Consider the following 20,086-nt stretch of genomic DNA (forward strand, 5'->3'; position numbering starts at 1 on the left):
TGTGAAAGTAGGTAATCGTCAGGCTCCCCTGCAGCATCAGAAACCCCACCCCAAAAAAGGTGGGGTTTCTGCGTTTACGCCGCCGGAACATACACGCAACAATCCCGCGCGTTAAATTAACTCGCGGAAAAACTCCGGTTTGCTATCCGCACGCAGCAATCGCTGCACGACACTCCGTCAGACGGCACATTTGTATTGTGCGGACACCGGCACAACACAACAGCCGCAGCCACACCCAAGCGCAGCCGGCGGCACCCAACAACTCCACCCGCAACTCACCGCACCGCTACACCCCACTACCGCTCGCGCCCACCGGCACGTCGCTGTCGCCAGTCTGCGCTTCGCTGACTTCCGCAAGCAACGCCTCATCGCGTGCAATGACTTTCGGCAGATGCGTGCGCAGGAACTCGACCCAAGTCCGCGTCTTCGCATCGATGAACTTACGCGACGGATACAGCGCGTAAACATTCATCTTCTGCGCGGTATATTCCGGCAACACGCGCACCAGCGTGCCGTCACGCAATCCGGAAATGGCCGCGTACAGCGGCAGCATGCCAATGCCCATTCCTTCGCGAATCGCGACAATCAGCGATTCGGCGATGTTCACGTGCACCGGCCCATTCACCTCCATCATTTCGCTGCCATTCGGCCCGTCGAGCACCCAGTCGTGCGGCGGAAACGCCGGCGTGTGCAGGATCAGACATTCATGGTGCGCCAGATCGGCCGGCTGCTGCGGCGCGCCGTGTGCGCGCACATACGCCGGCGATGCGCACACAATGCTAAAAGTCGTCCCCAGTGGAAGCGACACGAGCTCCGAATCAGGCAAGGTGGAAGCGCCGATCACCGCGACATCCGCGCTACCTTCGAAGAGATCCGGCATGCGCTGCGACAATGTCAGCTCGACCGTTACCTCCGGATACAGCGCGCGATAGCGCGAAATGGCCGGCAAAACGTAGTGCTGGCCGATACTGGCAAAGCTGTGCATCCGCAACGCGCCGCTCGGGCGTTCGTGCGCACAACTGGCTTCTTCTTCCGCCGTGTCGACATCTGCCAGTATCTGCTGACAACGTTTCAGATAACGCTCGCCCGCAGTGGTAAGCGCAAGCCGTCGCGTCGAACGGTTGAGCAACCGCGTCCGCAAATGAGCTTCGAGTTCCGAGACCGCGCGGGACATCGCGCCGGTCGTTGAGTTGAGCGACTGCGCGGCGGCGGTAAAACTACCGGCTTCGACCACGCGCACGAACACTCGCATATTTTGTAACGTATCCATCGATCCTTCTATTTCACGGCTGAAGCCGTATTGTCCGCCTGTCCCGGGTGCGCATTGTTGTTCGTTCTGGAAGGGAGGTTGCGCAGCCGTGCTCTTAATGCGCGCATGGCATGCTCCTACAATCGGCGGCTTGCGTGCCGGTGTCAGCAGTGTTCTCCGCCGGTGCTTCCTCAAGGGACCAACCGGGGCGCCCAGCTTTCAGATGAAACGCGAACATGCGATCGAACCGACGGCAGATTCCCGCCGACGGTGGGACGTCGTCTTGCGAACGCTGAGCCCGGCCGTCCGGGATTGGACGGCCAGCGAGGGCCTGATCTGGCTGCATCTGCTGAAAACCGTCACGGCGGGCTTGCTGGCGCTGGGCATCGCGATGCTGCTGGATCTGCCGCAGCCGCGCATTGCGATGACCACGGTCTTCGTACTGATGCAGCCGTTCAGCGGCATGGTGCTGGCGAAAAGTTTCTATCGGATTCTCGGGACCGCGGTGGGCACGGTGGCCGCGCTGGTGCTCGGCGCGCTGTTCGTCCAGCAGCCCGAGTTGTACATGCTCGGCATGATCGGCTGGGTGAGCGCCTGCATTGCGGCAGCGGTCCGGTATCGGCATTTCAGATGGTACGGCTTTGTGCTCGCGGGTTATACCGCTGCGCTGATCGGCATCCCGAATGTGACGGCGCCTCACGACCTGTTTCTCGCGGCGCTCACGCGCGCGGCGGAAGTGGCGGTCGGCATCGTATCTTCGAGCGCGGTGAGCGCGCTGATCGTGCCGCAGCGGTCCAGCCTCGCACTGCGGCGCGCGCTACAGATTCGGTACGGAAATTTTACTGCGTTTGCTGCCGATGTGTTGACTCGCGGCATCAAGCGGGGCCAGTTTGAGCGGCGCTTCGCGGATCTTGTCGACGAGATCGTCGGTTTCGAGGCGACGCGCACTTTCGCCGCCTTCGAAGACCCGGCCATGCGTTCACGCAATCAGCATCTCGGTCGTCTAAACGGCGAGTTCATGGATGCCTGTGCGCGTCTGCATGCGCTGCATCAACTGCTCAAGCGACTGCGCGTGACCGGCTCGGCGCCGACCGTCGCGGCAATCAAACCGTATTTCGACGAGCTGGCCGCGCTCATGGCGTTGCAGTTCGAGGTCCCGGTGGACGCATCGCGCACGGCCGCCCGCTTGCAACATTTCCAGGCGAGCTTGCCACGGCGTGTGCGTGAAACGCGACGGCCGCTGGAAGCCGCGCCCGCCGAATCGCTGGCTGACTTCGACACGGCGGCGGAACTGCTGTACCGGTTCGTCGACGAATGGATCCGCTACTCGCTGACCTACGCATCCTTGACGCAGCGCAAGCGTGACGACAGCCAGCCGCGGACGAAAAGCCGCTACGTCAGTAAAACCAACACCTTTGTCGTTGCGCTGACGTTTATCCGCTCGGCTGTGGTCATGGGGATCGCGGGCTGGTTCTGGATCATGACCGACTGGCCGAGCGGCGGCCTCGCGGTCATCGGCGTGGCGCTGGCGTGCGCGCTGACGTCGACCGCGCCGAACCCGTCGAAGATGGCTGTGCAGATGGCCGTCGGCGCCGTGCTGGCGACCATGACCGGCTACCTGTTCACGTGCTACGTGTATCCGAACATCGACGGCTTTCCGCTGCTGTGCACGACGCTGGCGCCGGTACTCGCGCTCGGCGCATTCATCGCAACGCGCAAGCTCGCGGCGGGATATGGGATCGGTTTCTCTGTGTTCTTCTGCCTGCTCGCCGGACCCGATAACGTCGTTGCTTACGCGCCGGATCTGCTGATCAACAACGGCATGGCGCTGACCGCGTCGATGCTGTTGGCGGCGCTCGTTTTTGTGGTGGTTTTCCCGGCCGACATGCCTTGGCTCATCGGGAAAATCATGGGCGATTTGCGCGCGCAAGTCGTGTTCGCATGCAAGGACGAACTGCCGGGTCTCAATCAGCGCTTTCAGTCGAGCACGCACGACCTGACTTCACAGTTGCGCATGCTGTTGACGCGACGTTCCCGACGCCGTCGCGATGCGCTGCGCTGGACACTCGCGACCCTCGAAGTGGGCCATGCCGTGATTGATCTGCGCAACGAAACGGCGCGCGCCGGCTACGCGCACGCGCTCGATCCGCGCTGGACCGGCGCCGTCGAGCATGCGCTCGAAGACCTGGCCCGGCTCTTCGAGCGGCCCGACGCGCGCGGTCTCGATCAAGCGCTGGTTTCCGTGCGCGCGGCCACGTGGCTTGCGCAGGACGTGCTGCAAATGGTTCACGCCGATCGCGACAAGCGTCACGATCTGCAGCGCATCCTGAGTTGCCTGCACTTTATCCGCACGGCGTTGCTCGACAAGGACGCGCCGTTCAATCCGCATTGACCCATGCACGCGACGATGGACTCTGTGCATCGATCCTTCTGCGAAATGGAAGGATCACTTCCGGACCGCCCCATTTATCCACGGAGCAGGCAGCCATATAGTTTTATCACTGCCACGCGGTCCCCAAAAGGGTTTCCTGCGGGGTAGCACCGCAAGTCCTGGAGAAGAAAATGAATGTGTTGAAGATTGCCCTGATTGCCTGCTCTTTGTCCGCCGTCGTCGCTCACGCACAAACTGAGCCGGCCGCCCCGGATCAACAGGTCGCCCAGGCGAATACGTCGCGCGCAAAGAGTGCGGAACCGCAAAGCCGCGCCGTCACACCGGCAATCAAAGCTGAAGAGTGCGTCGGACCTGTGAGTTTCTGCAACATCTACTTCGGCAGCTAAGCAGCACCACGCGTCATATCTGAAGTACGTGCAAGACCCGTCGCGAACGTTCGACACGCGACGAATCGCCCGGCCGCGACGTCGTCCCATCGTGACGCGGCGGCGGGCGCGACAATCCGGCTACTGAGCGAAGCATCGCAGACGTGCGCACCGGTAGCCTGGACTGGTGACTATGGAGAGACTCAGTTTCATGTACCAAGACCGGATTCGCTGCGCCGAGCTGCGCGCAAAAATCACATCAGCCGCCGAGGCGGCGCTTCTGATTCAGGACGGCATGTGTGTCGGCGCCAGCGGCTTCACGCGCGCGGGCGACGCCAAAGCAGTCCCCGTTGCGCTTGCCGAGCGCGCCCGTCAGGAAGGCAAGCCGCTGCGCATCACGTTGATGACCGGTGCGTCGCTCGGTCACGACGTGGACCGCGCGCTCACCGAGGCGCATGTGCTGGCTCGCCGCTTGCCGTTTCAGGTGGACAAGACGCTGCGCGACGCGATCAATCGCGGCGAAGTCATGTTCGTCGATCAGCACCTGTCCGAAACGGTCGAGATGCTGCGCGCGAACCAGCTCGGCAAGCTCGACGCCGCCATTATCGAAGCCACCGCGATCACCGAGAGCGGCGGCATCGTGCCGACCACGTCGGTGGGCAACTCGGCAAGCTTTGCGATTCTCGCCGAGAAGGTCATCGTCGAAATCAATCTTGCGCAGCCGCTCGCGCTCGAGGGTCTGCACGACATCTGGATTCCGGGCCGCAGGCCGAATCGCGAACCGCTGCCGATCGTCCGTCCGCAAGACCGGGTCGGCACGCAGGCTATCGAAATTCCGCGCGAGAAAATCGCGGCGATCGTCATCACCGATATGGCGGACAGTTCGTCCACGGTGCTGCCCGCGGATGCCGAGACCGAATCGATCGCGGGTCATCTGATCGAGTTTTTCGGGCACGAGGTATCACGCGGGCGCATGCCCAAGCGCTTGCCGCCGTTGCAGGCCGGTATCGGCACGATTGCGAATGCCGTGCTGGCCGGTTTCGTCGATTCGCCGTTCGATGCTTTTGAAATTTATTCAGAAGTGCTGCAGGATTCGACCTTCGACCTGATGGATGCCGGCAAGGTAACGTTCGCTTCCGGCGCGTCGATCACGTTGTCGGCAGCGCGCCAGGCGCAGGTGTTCGGCGAACTCGAACGCTATCGCGATCGACTCGTGCTGCGTCCGCAAGAAGTCAGCAATCATCCTGAAGTGATTCGCCGGCTCGGTCTGATCGCGTTAAATACGGCGCTCGAATTCGACATCTACGGTAACGTGAATTCGACGCACGTGGGCGGCACGCACATGATGAACGGCATCGGCGGTTCGGGCGATTTCGCGCGCAACGCCTCGTGCGCGATCTTCGCGACCAAGTCGATCGCGAAGGGCGATCGCATTTCCAGCATCGTACCGATGGTGCCGCATTGCGATCACAACGAACACGACGTGGACGTGGTCGTGACGGAGCAGGGACTCGCCGACTTGCGCGGTCTTGCGCCGCGTGAACGCGCAAAGTTGATCATCGACAATTGCGTGCATCCGCTGTATCGCGATCTGTTGCGCGACTACTACGGGCAAGCATTGAAGGGCGGCGGGCAAACGCCGCATCAGTTGGATCAGGCTTTCGCCTGGCATACACGGCTGCGCGACACCGGCTCGATGTTGCCGGCGGTGGAGACAGGTCTTTAAACGCGGGGCGGTCAGTTCAAGCCGGCGTCAGGTGGCGTTTGCCCCTGACGCCGTAAGACATCAGGTGCTACGCTCAGGTGCCTCGTCGAATGAGGCGGATAAGAAACAATAGAATGACCGCGCCGATCACCGCCGTGATGATCGAGCCGATCCAGCCGCCGCCCAGCGAAATGTGCAGCACGCCGGCGAGCCAACCGCCGATGAACGCGCCGACAATCCCGACGATGATGTCGACGATCAGGCCGAAGCCGCCGCCCTTGACGAGCACGCCTGCCAGCCAGCCAGCGATCGCGCCGATGATGAGCCATGCAATGATGCCGTGTTCCATAATCGAGACTCCCTAGTTGAGTGTGAAAAATTCACGGTGACAGAGCTTAGTCGATGGTTATGGGACAGTCCATATTCAGGACGCGGAATTAACGTTGTCTAAATCTATTGCAGATCAAGTGTAGACGATGCGCGCGCAGATAGGGAACCTACACGTCACGCTTACTCCGGCGTAGGCTCCGCTTCTCTGGCCGTCCAACTGACGCTGGAGACGCTCTTTTCCATGCTGATGCGGCTTGCCATCTGTTCGAGCTTCGACTGATCCTTGGGGTGCATCTTCAAGGTTGCCGTAACACGAATGCGTCCTGGGTCGTTTTCGACGTCCTCGCTAGTCAGGCTTTGAAACGACAGCGGCGTCGAATACATGGAGTTGGAGACGGCGGTACGAATGTGAATCTCGTCGGCTTCCCGGCAGACGATTGTCAATACGTATTCGCGGACCAGGTCGGCGTTCGATACCGGCGTCGCGTTGATCGTACGGCTGACTTCGCGCAGCACGGTGTTGGTCAATAGCACGACCAGGGTGCCGGCGAGCGCCGGCCCGTAATGGCCCGCGCCGCACAACACGCCCACGGCGGCCGAGCACCACAAGGTCGCCGCGGTGTTGATCCCCTGAATGGCACCCTTGTCGCGCATGATCACGCCGCCGCCGAGAAAGCCGACGCCGGAGACTACGTACGCGGCGATCTGGGTGATGCCTGCCGTGCCGTTGCCGGTCAGTACGCCGAGCGTGACGAACAGGCACGCACCGCTCGCGACCAGCGTGATGGTGCGCAGACCTGCATTGCGCTGACGTATCTGCCGTTCGAGGCCGATCGCGACGCCGCAAGCGAAGGCGGCGAGCAGCCGCCAGACGAATTCAATGGTCATCGGTAAGCAAGGTTGAGACGCGAAATCGCACAGTGTGAACCGTACGCGTGACAGAGGCAGGTCTGTCGCGACGGAGCGCGGGCGCGTTCAGGCGTGGCGCAGCGCGAACGAAAGGCTCACGAGGCCGACAGGCGAGCAGGGCCGGCACGGCATGGAGCCGTGCGGCGCTTCACTGCAGCTTCACTGCTGATTTCGCTGGTAAAAAGTGGGTATCAACGACGTGCACCGCCCGCCCGAAGGCAAGACGGCGACAGACCAGGACTGGCGCGGAAATCTTGCCGATCAGGCGATCGGGCGAATCGAAGCTCGACGGGTACTACTGCTACTGTCCAAGATCGTGATTCCGGGTAAATGAACTGGGCGGATTTTAGGCGCCTCTGCAAAGTTAAGTCAAGTCGCGATCTGGCAAGGCGACGAATGAATTGCGCACCAACTTTGAGGAAGTTTCCGCGCGCATGGCGGCGCTATTCCCACATAAATACGGACTCCGAATATTGACGGCGTTCATCGCGGAAAACACACTGTCTGCATCATCCGAAACGCGTCGTGTGGCCTTGTCGCTCAAATGCGAGTTTTACTTCTTGCGGTTGCGCTCATGCAGCGTTCAGCGGTATTGCGCCGCGATTCGCACGACGTCGTCGTTTCCGCCGTTAATCCGAATTAAGGAATGTATGAAAGTTAAAGCTCTTGGCATCGTCGCTGGCGCATTGATCGCTGCCGCTCCGTTCGTGTCGTCAGCCGCAAATTTGCCGGCGCCGTTTGAAGGCAGCAGCACGTTGCAGGCAGACGGTGTCGTCAAGTCGGTCGATCAGGCCAACCATTCGGTGACTGTGCTCGACGCACAAGGCGGTGAGGCGTCGTTCACCATGACCGACACGCACAATCTCGCGCAGATCAAGCAAGGCGGCAAGGTTCACATCCGCATGATGCGCAATGCGGTGATCAGTGTCACGCAGGGGGCGAACGGTCAACCGGCAGCGGCTCAGATTGCCCAGTCGAACACGGTGCAGAGCGTAACCGCCCTGGTCGAGTCCGTCGACCATGCGTCCGGCATCATGGCGCTCAAAGGCCCGAATGGTTCCGTCTTTCATATCCAGAGCCGCGATCCCGCCAAGATCACTGGGCTGACGCCGGGCATGCATGTGGTGGTGGCGTTCGCGCCGCAAGTCAGCGTCGCCGTGGCGCCCATGCAGTAACGGGCGGCTTCATCGGGTCTTAATGGGCCTTAATCTAATCTGGCTCGCCGGGTACGAGGCGCAAGCGCGTGATTTCGGAAGGTGCACCCAGGCGCTTCGGCGGCCCCCAGTAGCCTGTGCCGCGGCTCGTGTACACCCAGAGTCCGTTCAGCCGGGCGAGGCCGGCGGTGAACGGTTGCTGAAGGCGCACGAAGAAATTCCACGGGAAGAACTGGCCGCCATGCGTGTGACCGGACAACTGCAGCGTGAAGCCGGCTGCCGCTGCGGCTTCGGCTGAGCGTGGCTGGTGGGCGAGCAGCACCTTGATCAGTACGTCGCCGGGTGCGCCAGCCAGCGCCGCGACTGGATCGCTGCGGTGCGCCGGGTCGTGATGACCCGCTGAATAATCGGTCACGCCGGCGATCACGGCGCGCGCGCCGTCGTGATCCACGATCACGTGCTCGTTCAGCAGGACGTTCAAGCCCAGGCGCCGGAATTCGTCGATCCAGGCGTTGGCGCCGGCGTAGTACTCGTGATTGCCGGTAACGAGAAAAGCGCCATGGCGCGCGCTCAACCGTGACAGCGGCTGCGTATGGTTGGTCAGCTGCGGCACGCTGCCGTCCACGACATCGCCGGTGACAGCGATCAGATCCGGCTTGAGGCGATTCACCGCGTCGACGATTGCATCGACATAGCGTCGTTTGATGGTCGGGCCGACGTGAATATCGCTGATCTGCACGATCGTGAAGCCGTCGAGCGCGGCGGGCAAATCGTCGATCGGCACTTCGATCGTCACCACCTTCGCGCGGCGGCGAGCGTTGAACAGGCCAACGAGCGTAGAGAGCAGCGCGAGCAGCGGCACAGCCGCAGCGGAGCCGATTCGCCAGTGCGGGATGGCAATGGTGTTCGGCCAGATTGCATCGACGGTGAGAAGCGAAGCGAGCATGAGGTCGCGCGCGAAAGTCAGGACCAGCAGCGACGAGAAGAAGCCCATCGCCAGCAGGCCGACCCATGCGAGCCGGTCGCCGAGCGGTTGCTGTTTGATCGTGCGCGCCAGCATGCCGAGCGGAATCAGAAAGATCGACAGCACGAGCCACAATGCACACAGCCAGCGGCCGGTCATATCGATCGGCATGTCTGGAATCAGACGCAAGCCCACGTAGATATGCAGGAGAATGCCAATCAGGATGAAGCGAACAAGAAACGATGAGCGGCGCATAGAGAGGATCAGGGCGGGAAGTGGCCGGCACAGACGGGGGAGCGGCGGCGGCTCGCCGGCCGCGGATTGCCGCGGCGAACGAGCCGATCCATTCTACCGAGATGTGCACCCGCCTGCCGACCGCGCCAAATTGACGTCGCTACAGCGAACCGTCCAAGGCTAAAAACGGCACTCGTGCGGTACTGCATTGCAGCATCCCAGGTGGCTGCAGGTGAGCCGTCCAGGCTGCCGATATGGTTGAATTAAATGGGCTTTGAATTGTGTTCGAGCGTGGACTATTCTCAAATAGAACCGGCTTGTATCACAGTCAGGGCAAGGGCCGCAGCAACGGTCCCGTAGTCCACTAGCGGTTCATTCTGTCGCCGGCAGAAGGCGATGCAGGAGGCGCATATGAAGCTGCTCAGATCAGGTAACCCGCTCCGCCACACGCACCATGCGCATCACGTCGGGTACGAGGGTAGCCATGTCATGCTGCCGCTCGTGGTCATTTCCTTGATGGCGATCGGCTTGTACTTCGGCGTGCGCAATATCGATTTTTCTGAGTTGGGCAAAAGCGCGCTGTTCTATGTCGTGATGCTTAGCGTCGCTCTCGGTATCGCGGGATTGTTCGGCGTCGTCGGGGCGTGGGTGCGGTCCAACGGCGACGACGCCGAAGAGGGCTTCTGCTTCATCGGCGCGTTGATCGGCGCCGTGGTCTTCTACGTGGCAATCCTGAGTTGACCGCACGCAACGCCATGTCAGGCGCCGTGCGTCAGACAAGCCGCGCGGCCTCGTCGAAAGCGAAGCGCGGGCTGCGCGGAAACAGTTTCGACGGGTCGCCGTAGCCCAGGTTGATCAGGAAGTTTGACTTCACGGTCGTGCCGGCAAAGAACGCTTCGTCGACCTTGGCGGCATCGAAACCCGACATAGCGCCCGTGTCCAGGCCGAGCGCGCGCGCGGCAAGAATCAGATAGCCGCCTTGCAGCGTCGAATTGCGAAATGCCGTGTCGGCGATCGCCTTGTCGTTGCCGGCAAACCAGCTGCGCGCATCGGCATGCGGAAACAGCTTCGGCAAGTGCTCGTAAAACGCCATGTCCATGCCGACGATCGCCGTGACCGGCGCTGCCATCGTCTTCTCGAGATTGCCTGGCGACAAAGCCGGGCGCAGCTTCTCCTTGCCCTCCGGCGTCCTGACGAAGACGAAGCGGCCCGGACTCGAATTGGCCGAGGTCGGGCCGAGCAGTACGAGCTCGATGAGTTGCTTGAGCACGGCGTCGTCGACCGGTTTTTGCTGCCAGCCGTTATGCGTGCGCGCTTCGCGAAAAAGCTGATCAAGCGCCTGGTCCGAAAGAATCATTTGATTGTTCCTTGAAGGTGACGTGTGTGAAATGAAAAGGACGGCCGGATCAAACCGCAAGCCACGCGCGGGAGCGTCGTCGTCGTTGCCGCCATAATAGCCAAGGTTCTAATCCGGTCGCGCGTCGTGCGCGCGATTGTACTCAGGCATTCTCATGACGGATCTTTTTGCGGAATTTACCGATGCTCTGCCGGTGCCCGATGTCGACTGGTATCCCGATTGGCTGTCGCCTGAAAGGGCGGCACGAGCGTTGACGCAACTCATCGACGAAGTCGAATGGCGTCAGGACATGATGGGCACGCCTGCCGGGCGTGTGCCGCTGCCGCGCCTGACCGCCTGGCAAGGCGAGCCTGACGCCGTTTATGTCTACTCGGGTATTCGCAACGTTCCACAAGCGTGGACGCCGAGCGTCGCCGAACTGAAGTCCGCCGCGGAGTCGACTTGCGACGCGCGCTTCAATAGCGTGCTGATCAACCGCTACCGCAGCGGCACGGACAGCATGGGCTGGCATGCAGACCGCGAGCCCGAACTCGGCACGCAACCGGTGATCGCCTCGGTGAGCCTGGGCGTCGCACGCACGTTCGATCTGCGGCACAACAAGACCGGCGTCGTGCAGTCTTTTTCGCTGAAGGGCGGCAGCTTGCTGGTGATGAAGGGCAACACGCAGGCGGATTGGCGGCATCGGGTGCCAAAGGAGCCGCGCGTGGCGGGCGAGCGCATCAATCTGACGTTTCGATGGGTGACCCCCCGCGCGCGCGTTGGCTGATGCGACGTGCGTCGGTCGGCCGCAGCGCCAACCAAGCCACAGAACACGTAAGCGCATAAAAAAGCGCCAACCACCTCATCGCGCCAGGCAACGCGCCCCAGCCACACCAAAACCTCATCCCGCGTTCCAGCCAACAACCGCCACCGCCCGCTATACCAAAATTGATATCGCCGACGCGAATCATATGATTGGACGGTTAACGCCCTACACACTACGCTACATCACGATCCACGCACCGTGAGGGCCGTAACGGCTGGGCGGACTCGATGGGTCGCCTACACAACAACGATCAGGAGACAGTCATGGCGAATACACGACGCGCCGCATGTCGTGCGTTGGGCGCGCTCGCACTCTGCGCGGGTTTCGGTGCGCTGACGCTGGCCACGCCGGGCGCTTACGCGCAGGACAAACAGATTACGCTGGGTTTTGCGCAAGTCGGCGCGGAAAGCGCATGGCGAACCGCCAACACGGAGTCGATCAAGTCCGCGGCGGCCGACGCGAAGATCAAGCTCAAATTCTCCGACGCTCAGCAGAAGCAGGAAAACCAGATCAAGGCGATCCGCTCATATATCGCGCAGAAAGTCGACGTGATCGCGTTTTCACCGGTCGTCGAGTCGGGCTGGGAACCTGTACTGCGCGAGGCTAAAGCCGCGAAGATTCCGGTGATTCTCACCGACCGCAACATCGATACGAAAGACACCTCGCTCTACGTGACGATGATCGGCTCGGACTTCCTGGAAGAAGGCCGGCGCGGTGGTCATTGGCTCGAGGATCACTTCAAAAACGATCAAGGCCCGATCAACATCGCTGAACTTCAGGGAACGGTCGGATCGGCGCCTGCCAACGACCGGCACTCGGGTCTCATCGAAGTGATCAAGAGCGATCCCAAGTTCAAGATCATTGCTTCGCAAAGCGGCGACTTCACGCTCGCCGGCGGCAAGCAGGTCATGGAAGCGTTTATAAAGACATATGGAAATAAAATAAATGTAGTTTATGCGCATAACGACGATATGGCGCTTGGCGCCATCCAGGCGATGGAAGAGGCCGGCATGCATCCGGGCAAGGACATCACCGTCGTTTCGTTCGATGCGACCAAGGGCGGCTTCCAGGCCATGGCTGCGGGCAAGATGAACGTCGATGTGGAGTGCAGTCCGCTGCTGGGGCCGCAATTGATGTCGGCGGTGAAAGATGTGGTGGCCGGCAAGTCGCTGCCCAAGCGCATCCTGACGGAAGAGACGGTCTTCCCGATGAGCGTCGCCACGCAGACACTGCCGACGCGCAAGTACTGACGCCAATTGATGAGGCTTCCTGACTTTCGTGCGCTGAAATGAACACGCGAATATAAACGCGCGCACGAAAGCGCAACCGGGAAGCGCAGTACCGACAGATCGCAAAGGTTTCTCCAGTGGTGCCTGGCCGTCCGACTGCTTGGGCAGCGGGCGGCCTCTTTTCCGCGCTGCCGGCTTGAGACCGCTTGAGACCTCTTGAGGCCGCTGGAGGCCGCCGAACCACGCAACGCCGATCGAGCGAGGCCTATGACGCATCCCGCTTCCGAACCGAATCCGCCAGTTGGCGGCGCCGGCAACGTCCAAACCACCGCCGGCATTACCGGCGCCGCCGCAACCCAAGCCGGCGGCACCACGAACGCACTCGAGCCCATTCTCGCCACCGCCGGCGTGAGCAAGACATTCCCCGGCGTGAAGGCGCTGCAGCGCGTCGATTTCCGCCTGTTTCCCGGCGAGATTCACACGCTGATGGGGCAGAACGGCGCGGGCAAATCCACTTTAATCAATGTGCTTACCGGCGTGCTGGCACCGGACGAGGGCACGATCCGCCTGGGTGGCGAACTGGTGGCGTTCGCCTCGCCGCAGGAAGCCGAAGCGGCCGGCGTGCGCACCTTGTACCAGGAAGTGAACCTGTGCCCGAACCTCTCGGTGGCAGAGAACATTTTCGCGGGCCGGCAGCCGAGGCGCTTCGGCGCGATCGACTGGCCCGACATCAAGCGGCGCGCCCAGGCTGCGCTGGCGCGCCTCGACGTGACACTCGACGTCACCCGTTCGCTCGACGCCTATCCGATCGCCGTGCAGCAGATGGTGGCCATCGCGCGGGCGCTCTCGGTGGACGCACGCGTCCTGATCCTCGACGAACCGACCTCGAGTCTCGACGACGGCGAAGTGAGCCAGCTTTTCAAAATACTTCGGCATCTTAAGCAATCAGGTATTGCAATTCTTTTCGTCACGCACTTTATCGAGCAGACTTACGCCATCTCCGATCGTATAACGGTAATGCGCAATGGCGAGCGCGAAGGCGAATATCTCGCGCGCGATCTCCCGGCCGATCAACTGGTGTCGAAGATGGTCGGCCACGAGCGCATGAGCGCGCGTTTGCGCGAAGCCGCGCATGAAGGGCACGAAGCCCACGAAGCCCACGCAGGACCGCAAGCGGCGCAGGCTGTCCAGCCGTTCGTCGAGCTGCGTGGCGTCGGACGGCGCGGCACGATGCAGCCAATCGATCTCGACGTGCAGCCAGGCCAGATTCTCGGTCTTGCCGGTTTGCTCGGTTCGGGCCGCACGGAAACCGCGCGGCTGTTGTTCGGCGCGGACCGCGCCGACAGCGGCACGATTCTGGTGGAAGGGCGCCCGGTGCGGCTGCGTTCGCCGCGCGACGCGGTGCGCCACGGCATCGGCTATTGCGCGGAAGACCGCAAGAAAGAGGGCATCGTCGCCGAACTGTCGATCCGCGACAACATCCTGCTGGCTTTGCAGGCGCGCCGCGGATGGTGGCGCAAGATCAGCCGGCAGCGCGCGCGCGAGCTGGCCGATCTATGGATCGAGCGGCTCGGCATCAAGGCCGCCGATGCGGAACAGCCGATCGGCCTGCTGTCCGGCGGCAATCAGCAGAAAGCGCTGCTGGCGCGCTGGCTTGCCACCGATCCCAAACTGCTGATCCTCGACGAACCGACCCGCGGCATCGACGTCGCGGCCAAGTTCGACATCATGGATCGGCTGCTGGCGTTATGCGCGAGCGGGTTGAGCATCCTGTTCATTTCGTCGGAGATTAGCGAGGTGCTGCGCGTGAGTCATCGGGTGGCGGTGTTGCGCGACCGTCGCAAGATCGCCGAAGTGGCCGGCAAGGCGTCGAACGAAGACAATATCTATCGACTCATCGCGGGGAGCGGCGAATGAAGCTATCGAACTGGTTCGTGCGCGACGGCGCCGAGCGTCCGTTGATCTGGCCGTGCGTCACGTTGGTGCTGTTGTGCGGGCTGAACCTGTGGGTCAATCCGCATTTCCTGTCGCTGCGCATGCTCGACGGCCACCTGTTCGGCGCGCCGATCGATGTGCTGAATCGCGCCGCGCCGCTGGTGCTCGTCGCCACCGGCATGACGCTGGTGATCGCGACACGCGGCATCGACATTTCGGTCGGCGCGGTGGTGGCAATCGCGGGCGCGGCGGCGGCGACGATCCTGGCGACTCAACCGGAACCATCAGGCGCACTGATCGCGCAGGCGCTGATCGCGGCGTTGATCGTCGGCGTGCTGAGCGGCATGTGGAATGGCTTGCTGGTGTCCTTCGTCGGCATGCAGCCGATCATCGCCACCTTGATCCTGATGGTCGCCGGACGCGGCATCGCGCAATTGCTGACGGCGGGGCAGATCATTCCGATCGGCGCGCCGGGCTATCTGTTCGTAGGCGGCGGCTACCTGCTCGGCGTGCCGTGTTCGGTGTGGATCGCCACGGTGTCGGTGCTGGCGACTGCCGCGCTGGTCGAAGGCACCGCGCTCGGGCTGTTCATTCGCGCGATCGGCGTCAACCCGGTCGCCACGCGTCTGGTCGGCTTGCGCTCCAAGGCGCTCGTCTTCGCGGTGTATGGCTTCTCAGGACTAACCGCGGCGATGGCGGGCATTCTGATCAGCTCGAACGTACGCAGCGCGGACGGCAACAATGCCGGCTTGCTGCTCGAACTCGATGCGATCCTCGCGGTCACGCTCGGCGGCACGTCGCTGCTCGGCGGCCGCTTCAGCCTCGCGGGCACGGTGCTGGGCGCGCTCATCATCCAGACGCTCACGTACACCACGTATTCGATCGGCGTGCCGCCGGAAGCGACGCTCGTCGTCAAGGCGGCCGTCGTGCTCGCGGTGAGCGTGATCCAGTCGCCGTCGGCGCGCGCGCTCGGTATGTCGCTTGTCACGCATCGGAGGGTGGCGCGATGAGACGCATCCTCGAAGCCTGGGCTCATATCGTCGATCCGCGCACGCTGCCGATTGCCGTCACGATCCTGCTGTTCTGCGCGCTGTTCGGATTCGGCTCGGTGATGTACACCGGTTTCTTCTCGTGGCAAGTGCTGCTCGATCTGCTGGTCGACAACGCGTTCCTGCTGATCGTGGCGATCGGCATGACGTTCGTGATCGTGTCCGGCGGCATCGACCTGTCGGTGGGGTCGGTCGTCGCGCTGACGACCATCGTCGAGGCGGTGCTGTCCGAACATCTGCATTGGCCGGTCTGGGTGATCCTGCCGACCGTGCTGCTGATGGGCACCGTGTTCGGCGCAGTGCAGGGCGCGTTGATCCACTTCTTTCGCTTGCAGGCCTTTATCGTCACGCTGGCCGGCATGTTCTTCGCGCGCGGCTTGTGCTTTCTGATCACGACGCAGTCGATCACCATCACCGATCCGACCTTCCAGAAAATTTCGGCGTTTCGTCTGGACATCGGCGTCGGCTCGGTGACGGCGAATGTGCTGATTGCGTTCGTCACGCTGCTGGCGGCGATCTACGTGGCGCATTTCACGCGCTTCGGCCGCAACGTCTATGCGATCGGCGGCAACGCGCGCTCGGCTTTGCTGATGGGCCTGCCGGTGGCGCACACCCGCATCGGCGTGTATGCGCTGAGCGGCTTCTGTTCGGCGCTCGGCGGCGCGGTCTTCACGTTCTATGTGCTGTCCGGATACGGCTTGCAAGGGCAGGGCATGGAGCTCGATGCGATCGCCGCGACCGTGATCGGCGGCACGCTGCTGACGGGCGGCGTTGGCTATGTGATCGGCTCGCTGTTCGGCGTCGGCATTCTCGGCACGATCCAGACGCTGATCACGTTCGACGGTACGCTCAGTTCGTGGTGGACCCGCATCGTGATCGGCGCCTTGCTGTGCGCGTTCTGTCTGTTGCAACGGCTGATCGAGCGTCACGCGAAATCGGTGGGCCGTCCTGGCGGCACTGGCGCGGTCGTGACCGCGGGACGCGAACGCGGCCACGCGGACGGACCGGCCGCCTCGGATTCGCATGTGATCGGACGCGCGCCCGAACAGGCTTGAACAAGCGCGCGTTGCGGCGGCTCACGCGCTGAGCTGCCGCCCTCTGGTTTCAGGCAGCGTCAACGCGGCGAGGATCACGATGCCGTACGCCGCCGCGGCGAACACGCCGATCGCGTGGCCGAGCGTCATCGTTTGCGACACGTAGCCGATCAGGAACGGAAACGTCGCGCCGACCGCTCGCCCGAAGTTGTAGCAGAAGCCTTGGCCGGAGCCGCGAATCCGCGTGGGAAACAGCTCGGTAAGGAACGCGCCCATGCCGGAGAAAATACCGGACGCGCAGAAGCCGAGCGGGAAACCGAGCACGAGCATCGAGAGGTTGTCGAGCGGCAGTTGCGTGTAGATCAGCGCAATCGCGCACGACGCCAGGGCGAACGCGATGAAGGCGCGCTTGCGGCCGATTCGGTCGCTGACATAAGCGCCCGTCAGATAGCCGCAATACGAACCGACGATCACCACGCCAAGATAGCTGCCGGTGCCGATCACGCTCAGATGCCGCTCGGTTTTCAGATACGTCGGCAGCCAGGTGGTCACCGCGTAGTAGCCGCCTTGCACGCCGGTAGCCAGCACGGACGCGCGCAACGTCGTCCAGACGATCTCGCCGCGGAAGATATCGAGCAGCGAAGCGCGCGTGTGCGTGGCGGCCTGCGCCGCTTTCTGCTGCCGATGCACTTCGGGCTCGTCGACGAAGCGGCGGATCCAGATCACGAACGGCGCCGGCGCAATGCCGATCGCGAACAGCACGCGCCATGCGTAATCGGCCGGGACCAGCGAGAACACGGCCATGAAGAGCAGCGTCGAGATGCCCCAGCCGATCGCCCAACCCGCCTGCACGAGCCCCACCGCCTTGCCGCGATCGCGCGCGCGGATCACTTCGCCGATCAGCACCGCGCCCGCGGTCCACTCGCCGCCGAAGCCGAGACCCATCAGCCCGCGCGCCCACAGCAGTTGCGAGAAATTCTGCGCCAGCGCGCAAGCCAGCGTGAAGACCGCGAACCAGAGAATCGTGATCTGCAAGGTCTTCACGCGGCCGATACGATCCGACAGCACGCCGGCAGCCCAGCCACCGAGCGCTGAACTCAGCAGCGTGACGGTGCCGATCAGCCCGGCGTCGCCGCGCGTGATGCCCCACGTCGCGATCAGCGTCGGAATCACGAAGCTCAGGAACTGCGTGTCCATGGCGTCGAGTACGTAGCCGATCTTGCAACTCCAGAAGGCGCGTTTCTCGCCGGCGGAAATCTGCCGATACCACGCGAACGGGCCTTGTCCTGCGCCGGACTCGCCATAAGGCTCGGCGTCGGCGGTCAACTGCGCTTCGGTTTCCATGCTGCACTCCGGTCGTCGTTGGCCGCGTCTCGTCGCACGGCGGGTGAGGGCACAAACGCGGCGGCTACAGCACCGCCAGCGTGGTGTTGGGAATATCGGTGACGAGCATGTGCCCCGGCTTGTGCGCAATCGCGAACGGCAGACGCGCGCTTTCGATGGCGGCTTGCGGTGTCACGCCGCAAGCCCAGAACACGGGCAGCTCGTCACTGCGTACTTCGACGGCGTCGCCGAAATCGGGACGCGCCAGATCGCGAATGCCGATCAGCGACGGATCGCCGATATGAACCGGCGCGCCGTGCACGGCGGGAAAGCGGCTGGTGATCTGGATCGCGCGGATGGCGTCGGCGGCTTTCATCGGCCGCATCGACACGACGCGATTGCCGCCGAACACGCCGGCCGCCACGTTGCGCTCGCGGGTGCGATACATCGGCACGTTGACCTGCTGTTCGATATGGCGCAGCGCGATGCCTTCACGCCGCAACATTTCTTCGAAAGAAAACGAGCAGCCGATCGCGAACACCACCAGGTCGTCGCGCCACAATTCGTCGAGACTGCGCACTTCCTCGGCGCGCTCGCCATGCCGGTACACGTAAAACGCGGGCACGTCGTTGCGGATGTCGAGATCGGCGCCGAGCGCGGGCACGCGCCAGTCGCCCGGTTCGCCGATGCCCAGCAGCGGACATGCTTTCGGATTCAACGTGCAGAAGCGCAGGAAATCGTCGGCGTGCTGCTTGGGCAGGATGGCGAGATTGGCTTGCGCATAGTCGCCGCAATAGCCCGCAGTGGGACCGGACAGACGCCGGCTGCGTATCTGCTGACGAAACTCGGATGGCGTGTAGGACATGGACTGCTCGGCTCCAGGTAGATCGCGTGACTGAAACGCTTCAGCGATGCAAGCCAGATTAGTAACGTCAAAAATATCCATCCAGCGAGTTTTTATTGGGTTTCGTTAAATTAAACTTAACAGCGCCGTGGCCCGCCGTGGCCCGCCGTGGCCCGCCGTGGCCCGCCGTGGCCCGCCGTGGCCCGTTTACGGCGATGATCGCGTGCAACCCGCCGCATTTGTGAGAGCTCCGCCATGAATACCCGCTTTGTCGAAACGTTTCTGACGCTCGCCCGCCTGGGCAGTTTTCGCGCGACCGCCGCCGCCATGCACGCGACGCCCGCGGCGATTTCACTGCGCATCAAGACACTCGAAGCGGAGTTGGGCGTCGAGTTGATCGAACGCGATGCCGCGGAATTTCAGCTCACGGCGAATGGCGAGCGGCTGCTCGCGCATGCGCGCTCGGTGGTGCAGGCCACGCGCTCGCTGCAACTGGCCGCGCAGGACGAGACGCAAGTGGCGACGCGTTTGCGCCTCGGCGTGATCGAGACGGTGGTGCATAGCTGGCTGCCGGACTACATCCGGATGCTGAACCTCGAGTACAAGCGCATCGTCGTGGACCTCACGGTCGATTCGAGCGCGATACTCGGCCCGCGTCTGCGCGCGGGCGAACTGGACCTGGTGATTCAGGTGGAAGAAACGGCGGAGCATGAGGCGTCGATCGTGTCGACCTTGCTGGCGAGCTATCCCGTGCGCTGGATCGCGCGCAGCGATCTGATTCCGGCCAGCCGTGCGAAACATGTGCAGACGGTGTTGAGCAAACCCGTGCTGACATTCGGCCGTGGCACCGCGCCGCAAGTCGCCGTCGACGCGATCGTGCAGGCGCTCGCGAAGCGCGCCGGTGTGCCGCTCGCGCAGACTCAGGTGACCTGCATGCCGTCGGTAGCGGTGATCGTGAAACTGCTGCGCGACGGCTATGGAATCGCGGCGGTGCCCGCGCTATTCGTCGAGCCTTATCTGAGCAATGGGGAATTGGGGCAATTGCAGGTGCGCCCGCTTCCGCCGCCGATCGACGTCGCGATGTACTACCGCGACGATGCCGATGTCGGCGTGCTCGCGGCATCACGGGTCGCGCGTAACGCGTGCGATCAGTATGCGAAGGCGATGGGGCGGCAGTTGATCGAGAAACGCTGAGGCATGCTGATGAA

General features: G+C 62.9%; 18 protein-coding genes. 11 read left to right on the forward strand and 7 right to left on the reverse strand.

The window, feature by feature from the left end; all coding sequences use genetic code 11:
- Positions 1–286: 286 nt before the first annotated feature.
- Positions 287–1,270 (reverse strand): LysR family transcriptional regulator, encoded by a 984-nt coding sequence (locus ACFSNN_RS38670; protein WP_134465335.1) that lies wholly within the window; start codon positions 1,268–1,270, stop codon positions 287–289.
- 202 nt (positions 1,271–1,472) lie between these two features.
- On the opposite strand from ACFSNN_RS38670, the gene ACFSNN_RS38675 reads away from it, so the two are divergent.
- The 3 genes from ACFSNN_RS38675 to ACFSNN_RS38685 all read left to right on the forward strand — a co-directional run bounded on the left by ACFSNN_RS38675 (position 1,473) and on the right by ACFSNN_RS38685 (position 5,732).
- On the forward strand, positions 1,473–3,641 hold the full coding sequence (locus ACFSNN_RS38675; protein ID WP_134465334.1) for an FUSC family protein: 2,169 nt from the start codon (positions 1,473–1,475) through the stop codon (positions 3,639–3,641).
- 170 nt (positions 3,642–3,811) lie between these two features.
- A complete protein-coding gene (locus ACFSNN_RS38680; RefSeq protein WP_134465333.1) occupies positions 3,812–4,027 on the forward strand; it encodes a hypothetical protein in 216 nt (71 codons plus the stop codon).
- A gap of 190 nt (positions 4,028–4,217) precedes the next feature.
- The gene (locus tag ACFSNN_RS38685) at positions 4,218–5,732 is read left to right on the forward strand and encodes an acetyl-CoA hydrolase/transferase family protein (protein WP_134465332.1); all 1,515 of its coding nucleotides are present in this window, start codon (positions 4,218–4,220) and stop codon (positions 5,730–5,732) included.
- Positions 5,733–5,805: 73 nt separating this feature from the next.
- Here ACFSNN_RS38685 and ACFSNN_RS38690 read toward each other — a convergent pair whose 3' ends face one another.
- Both ACFSNN_RS38690 and ACFSNN_RS38695 read right to left on the reverse strand, forming a co-directional pair.
- Positions 5,806–6,060, reverse strand: coding sequence for a GlsB/YeaQ/YmgE family stress response membrane protein (locus ACFSNN_RS38690; protein WP_007176844.1), 255 nt, complete (start codon positions 6,058–6,060; stop codon positions 5,806–5,808).
- Between the two features lie 161 nt (positions 6,061–6,221).
- The gene (locus ACFSNN_RS38695) at positions 6,222–6,929 is read right to left on the reverse strand and encodes an MgtC/SapB family protein (protein ID WP_134465331.1); all 708 of its coding nucleotides are present in this window, start codon (positions 6,927–6,929) and stop codon (positions 6,222–6,224) included.
- Positions 6,930–7,600: 671 nt separating this feature from the next.
- Here ACFSNN_RS38695 and ACFSNN_RS38700 point away from each other — a divergent pair.
- Entirely contained in the window at positions 7,601–8,125 is a 525-nt protein-coding gene (locus tag ACFSNN_RS38700; protein ID WP_134465330.1) for a hypothetical protein, read from the forward strand.
- 34 nt (positions 8,126–8,159) lie between these two features.
- On the opposite strand, the gene ACFSNN_RS38705 is transcribed toward ACFSNN_RS38700, so the two are convergent.
- Complete coding sequence (locus ACFSNN_RS38705; RefSeq protein WP_134465329.1) at positions 8,160–9,323, reverse strand: metallophosphoesterase; 1,164 nt, start codon at positions 9,321–9,323, stop codon at positions 8,160–8,162.
- Between the two features lie 390 nt (positions 9,324–9,713).
- Between ACFSNN_RS38705 and ACFSNN_RS38710 the strand changes: the two genes are divergently transcribed.
- Complete coding sequence (locus tag ACFSNN_RS38710) at positions 9,714–10,043, forward strand: hypothetical protein (protein WP_134465328.1); 330 nt, start codon at positions 9,714–9,716, stop codon at positions 10,041–10,043.
- A gap of 31 nt (positions 10,044–10,074) precedes the next feature.
- On the opposite strand, the gene ACFSNN_RS38715 is transcribed toward ACFSNN_RS38710, so the two are convergent.
- Positions 10,075–10,659 (reverse strand): malonic semialdehyde reductase, encoded by a 585-nt coding sequence (locus ACFSNN_RS38715; protein ID WP_134465327.1) that lies wholly within the window; start codon positions 10,657–10,659, stop codon positions 10,075–10,077.
- A gap of 154 nt (positions 10,660–10,813) precedes the next feature.
- On the opposite strand from ACFSNN_RS38715, the gene ACFSNN_RS38720 reads away from it, so the two are divergent.
- The 5 genes from ACFSNN_RS38720 to yjfF all read left to right on the forward strand — a co-directional run bounded on the left by ACFSNN_RS38720 (position 10,814) and on the right by yjfF (position 16,732).
- Complete coding sequence (locus ACFSNN_RS38720; protein WP_377688701.1) at positions 10,814–11,425, forward strand: alpha-ketoglutarate-dependent dioxygenase AlkB family protein; 612 nt, start codon at positions 10,814–10,816, stop codon at positions 11,423–11,425.
- A gap of 302 nt (positions 11,426–11,727) precedes the next feature.
- Positions 11,728–12,714 carry an ABC transporter substrate-binding protein gene (locus ACFSNN_RS38725; protein WP_134465326.1) on the forward strand — a complete coding sequence of 329 codons (987 nt, stop codon included), beginning with the start codon at positions 11,728–11,730 and terminating at the stop codon, positions 12,712–12,714.
- 246 nt (positions 12,715–12,960) lie between these two features.
- Complete coding sequence (locus ACFSNN_RS38730; RefSeq protein WP_134465325.1) at positions 12,961–14,610, forward strand: sugar ABC transporter ATP-binding protein; 1,650 nt, start codon at positions 12,961–12,963, stop codon at positions 14,608–14,610.
- Entirely contained in the window at positions 14,607–15,638 is a 1,032-nt protein-coding gene (locus ACFSNN_RS38735; protein WP_134465324.1) for an ABC transporter permease, read from the forward strand. The genes ACFSNN_RS38730 and ACFSNN_RS38735 overlap by 4 nt, the downstream gene beginning before the upstream one ends.
- Positions 15,635–16,732, forward strand: coding sequence for a galactofuranose ABC transporter, permease protein YjfF (gene yjfF / locus ACFSNN_RS38740; protein WP_012426688.1), 1,098 nt, complete (start codon positions 15,635–15,637; stop codon positions 16,730–16,732). The genes ACFSNN_RS38735 and yjfF overlap by 4 nt, the downstream gene beginning before the upstream one ends.
- 21 nt (positions 16,733–16,753) lie before the next feature.
- On the opposite strand, the gene ACFSNN_RS38745 is transcribed toward yjfF, so the two are convergent.
- Together ACFSNN_RS38745 and ACFSNN_RS38750 are read right to left on the reverse strand one after the other, a co-directional pair.
- Positions 16,754–18,055 (reverse strand): MFS transporter, encoded by a 1,302-nt coding sequence (locus ACFSNN_RS38745; RefSeq protein ID WP_208949602.1) that lies wholly within the window; start codon positions 18,053–18,055, stop codon positions 16,754–16,756.
- Between the two features lie 64 nt (positions 18,056–18,119).
- On the reverse strand, positions 18,120–18,899 hold the full coding sequence (locus ACFSNN_RS38750) for a putative hydro-lyase (RefSeq protein WP_106311878.1): 780 nt from the start codon (positions 18,897–18,899) through the stop codon (positions 18,120–18,122).
- 234 nt (positions 18,900–19,133) lie between these two features.
- On the opposite strand from ACFSNN_RS38750, the gene ACFSNN_RS38755 reads away from it, so the two are divergent.
- Positions 19,134–20,072, forward strand: a complete 939-nt coding sequence (locus tag ACFSNN_RS38755) for a LysR family transcriptional regulator (RefSeq protein ID WP_134465323.1) — start codon at positions 19,134–19,136, stop codon at positions 20,070–20,072.
- The last annotated feature ends 14 nt before the right edge of the window (positions 20,073–20,086 follow it).

This window comes from Paraburkholderia dipogonis (assembly GCF_042680985.1).
Lineage (GTDB): Bacteria > Pseudomonadota > Gammaproteobacteria > Burkholderiales > Burkholderiaceae > Paraburkholderia > Paraburkholderia phytofirmans.

What these genes read in the sequence shown, in the direction of transcription:
- ACFSNN_RS38670 (WP_134465335.1), bottom strand. Translation starts at nt 1,270, where the DNA reads ATGGATACGTTACAAAATATGCGAGTGTTCGTGCGCGTGGTCGAAGCC.
- ACFSNN_RS38675 (WP_134465334.1), top strand. Translation starts at nt 1,473, where the DNA reads ATGAAACGCGAACATGCGATCGAACCGACGGCAGATTCCCGCCGACGG.
- ACFSNN_RS38680 (WP_134465333.1), top strand. Translation starts at nt 3,812, where the DNA reads ATGAATGTGTTGAAGATTGCCCTGATTGCCTGCTCTTTGTCCGCCGTC.
- ACFSNN_RS38685 (WP_134465332.1), top strand. Translation starts at nt 4,218, where the DNA reads ATGTACCAAGACCGGATTCGCTGCGCCGAGCTGCGCGCAAAAATCACA.
- ACFSNN_RS38690 (WP_007176844.1), bottom strand. Translation starts at nt 6,060, where the DNA reads ATGGAACACGGCATCATTGCATGGCTCATCATCGGCGCGATCGCTGGC.
- ACFSNN_RS38695 (WP_134465331.1), bottom strand. Translation starts at nt 6,929, where the DNA reads ATGACCATTGAATTCGTCTGGCGGCTGCTCGCCGCCTTCGCTTGCGGC.
- ACFSNN_RS38700 (WP_134465330.1), top strand. Translation starts at nt 7,601, where the DNA reads ATGAAAGTTAAAGCTCTTGGCATCGTCGCTGGCGCATTGATCGCTGCC.
- ACFSNN_RS38705 (WP_134465329.1), bottom strand. Translation starts at nt 9,323, where the DNA reads ATGCGCCGCTCATCGTTTCTTGTTCGCTTCATCCTGATTGGCATTCTC.
- ACFSNN_RS38710 (WP_134465328.1), top strand. Translation starts at nt 9,714, where the DNA reads ATGAAGCTGCTCAGATCAGGTAACCCGCTCCGCCACACGCACCATGCG.
- ACFSNN_RS38715 (WP_134465327.1), bottom strand. Translation starts at nt 10,659, where the DNA reads ATGATTCTTTCGGACCAGGCGCTTGATCAGCTTTTTCGCGAAGCGCGC.
- ACFSNN_RS38720 (WP_377688701.1), top strand. Translation starts at nt 10,814, where the DNA reads ATGACGGATCTTTTTGCGGAATTTACCGATGCTCTGCCGGTGCCCGAT.
- ACFSNN_RS38725 (WP_134465326.1), top strand. Translation starts at nt 11,728, where the DNA reads ATGGCGAATACACGACGCGCCGCATGTCGTGCGTTGGGCGCGCTCGCA.
- ACFSNN_RS38730 (WP_134465325.1), top strand. Translation starts at nt 12,961, where the DNA reads ATGACGCATCCCGCTTCCGAACCGAATCCGCCAGTTGGCGGCGCCGGC.
- ACFSNN_RS38735 (WP_134465324.1), top strand. Translation starts at nt 14,607, where the DNA reads ATGAAGCTATCGAACTGGTTCGTGCGCGACGGCGCCGAGCGTCCGTTG.
- yjfF (WP_012426688.1), top strand. Translation starts at nt 15,635, where the DNA reads ATGAGACGCATCCTCGAAGCCTGGGCTCATATCGTCGATCCGCGCACG.
- ACFSNN_RS38745 (WP_208949602.1), bottom strand. Translation starts at nt 18,055, where the DNA reads ATGGAAACCGAAGCGCAGTTGACCGCCGACGCCGAGCCTTATGGCGAG.
- ACFSNN_RS38750 (WP_106311878.1), bottom strand. Translation starts at nt 18,899, where the DNA reads ATGTCCTACACGCCATCCGAGTTTCGTCAGCAGATACGCAGCCGGCGT.
- ACFSNN_RS38755 (WP_134465323.1), top strand. Translation starts at nt 19,134, where the DNA reads ATGAATACCCGCTTTGTCGAAACGTTTCTGACGCTCGCCCGCCTGGGC.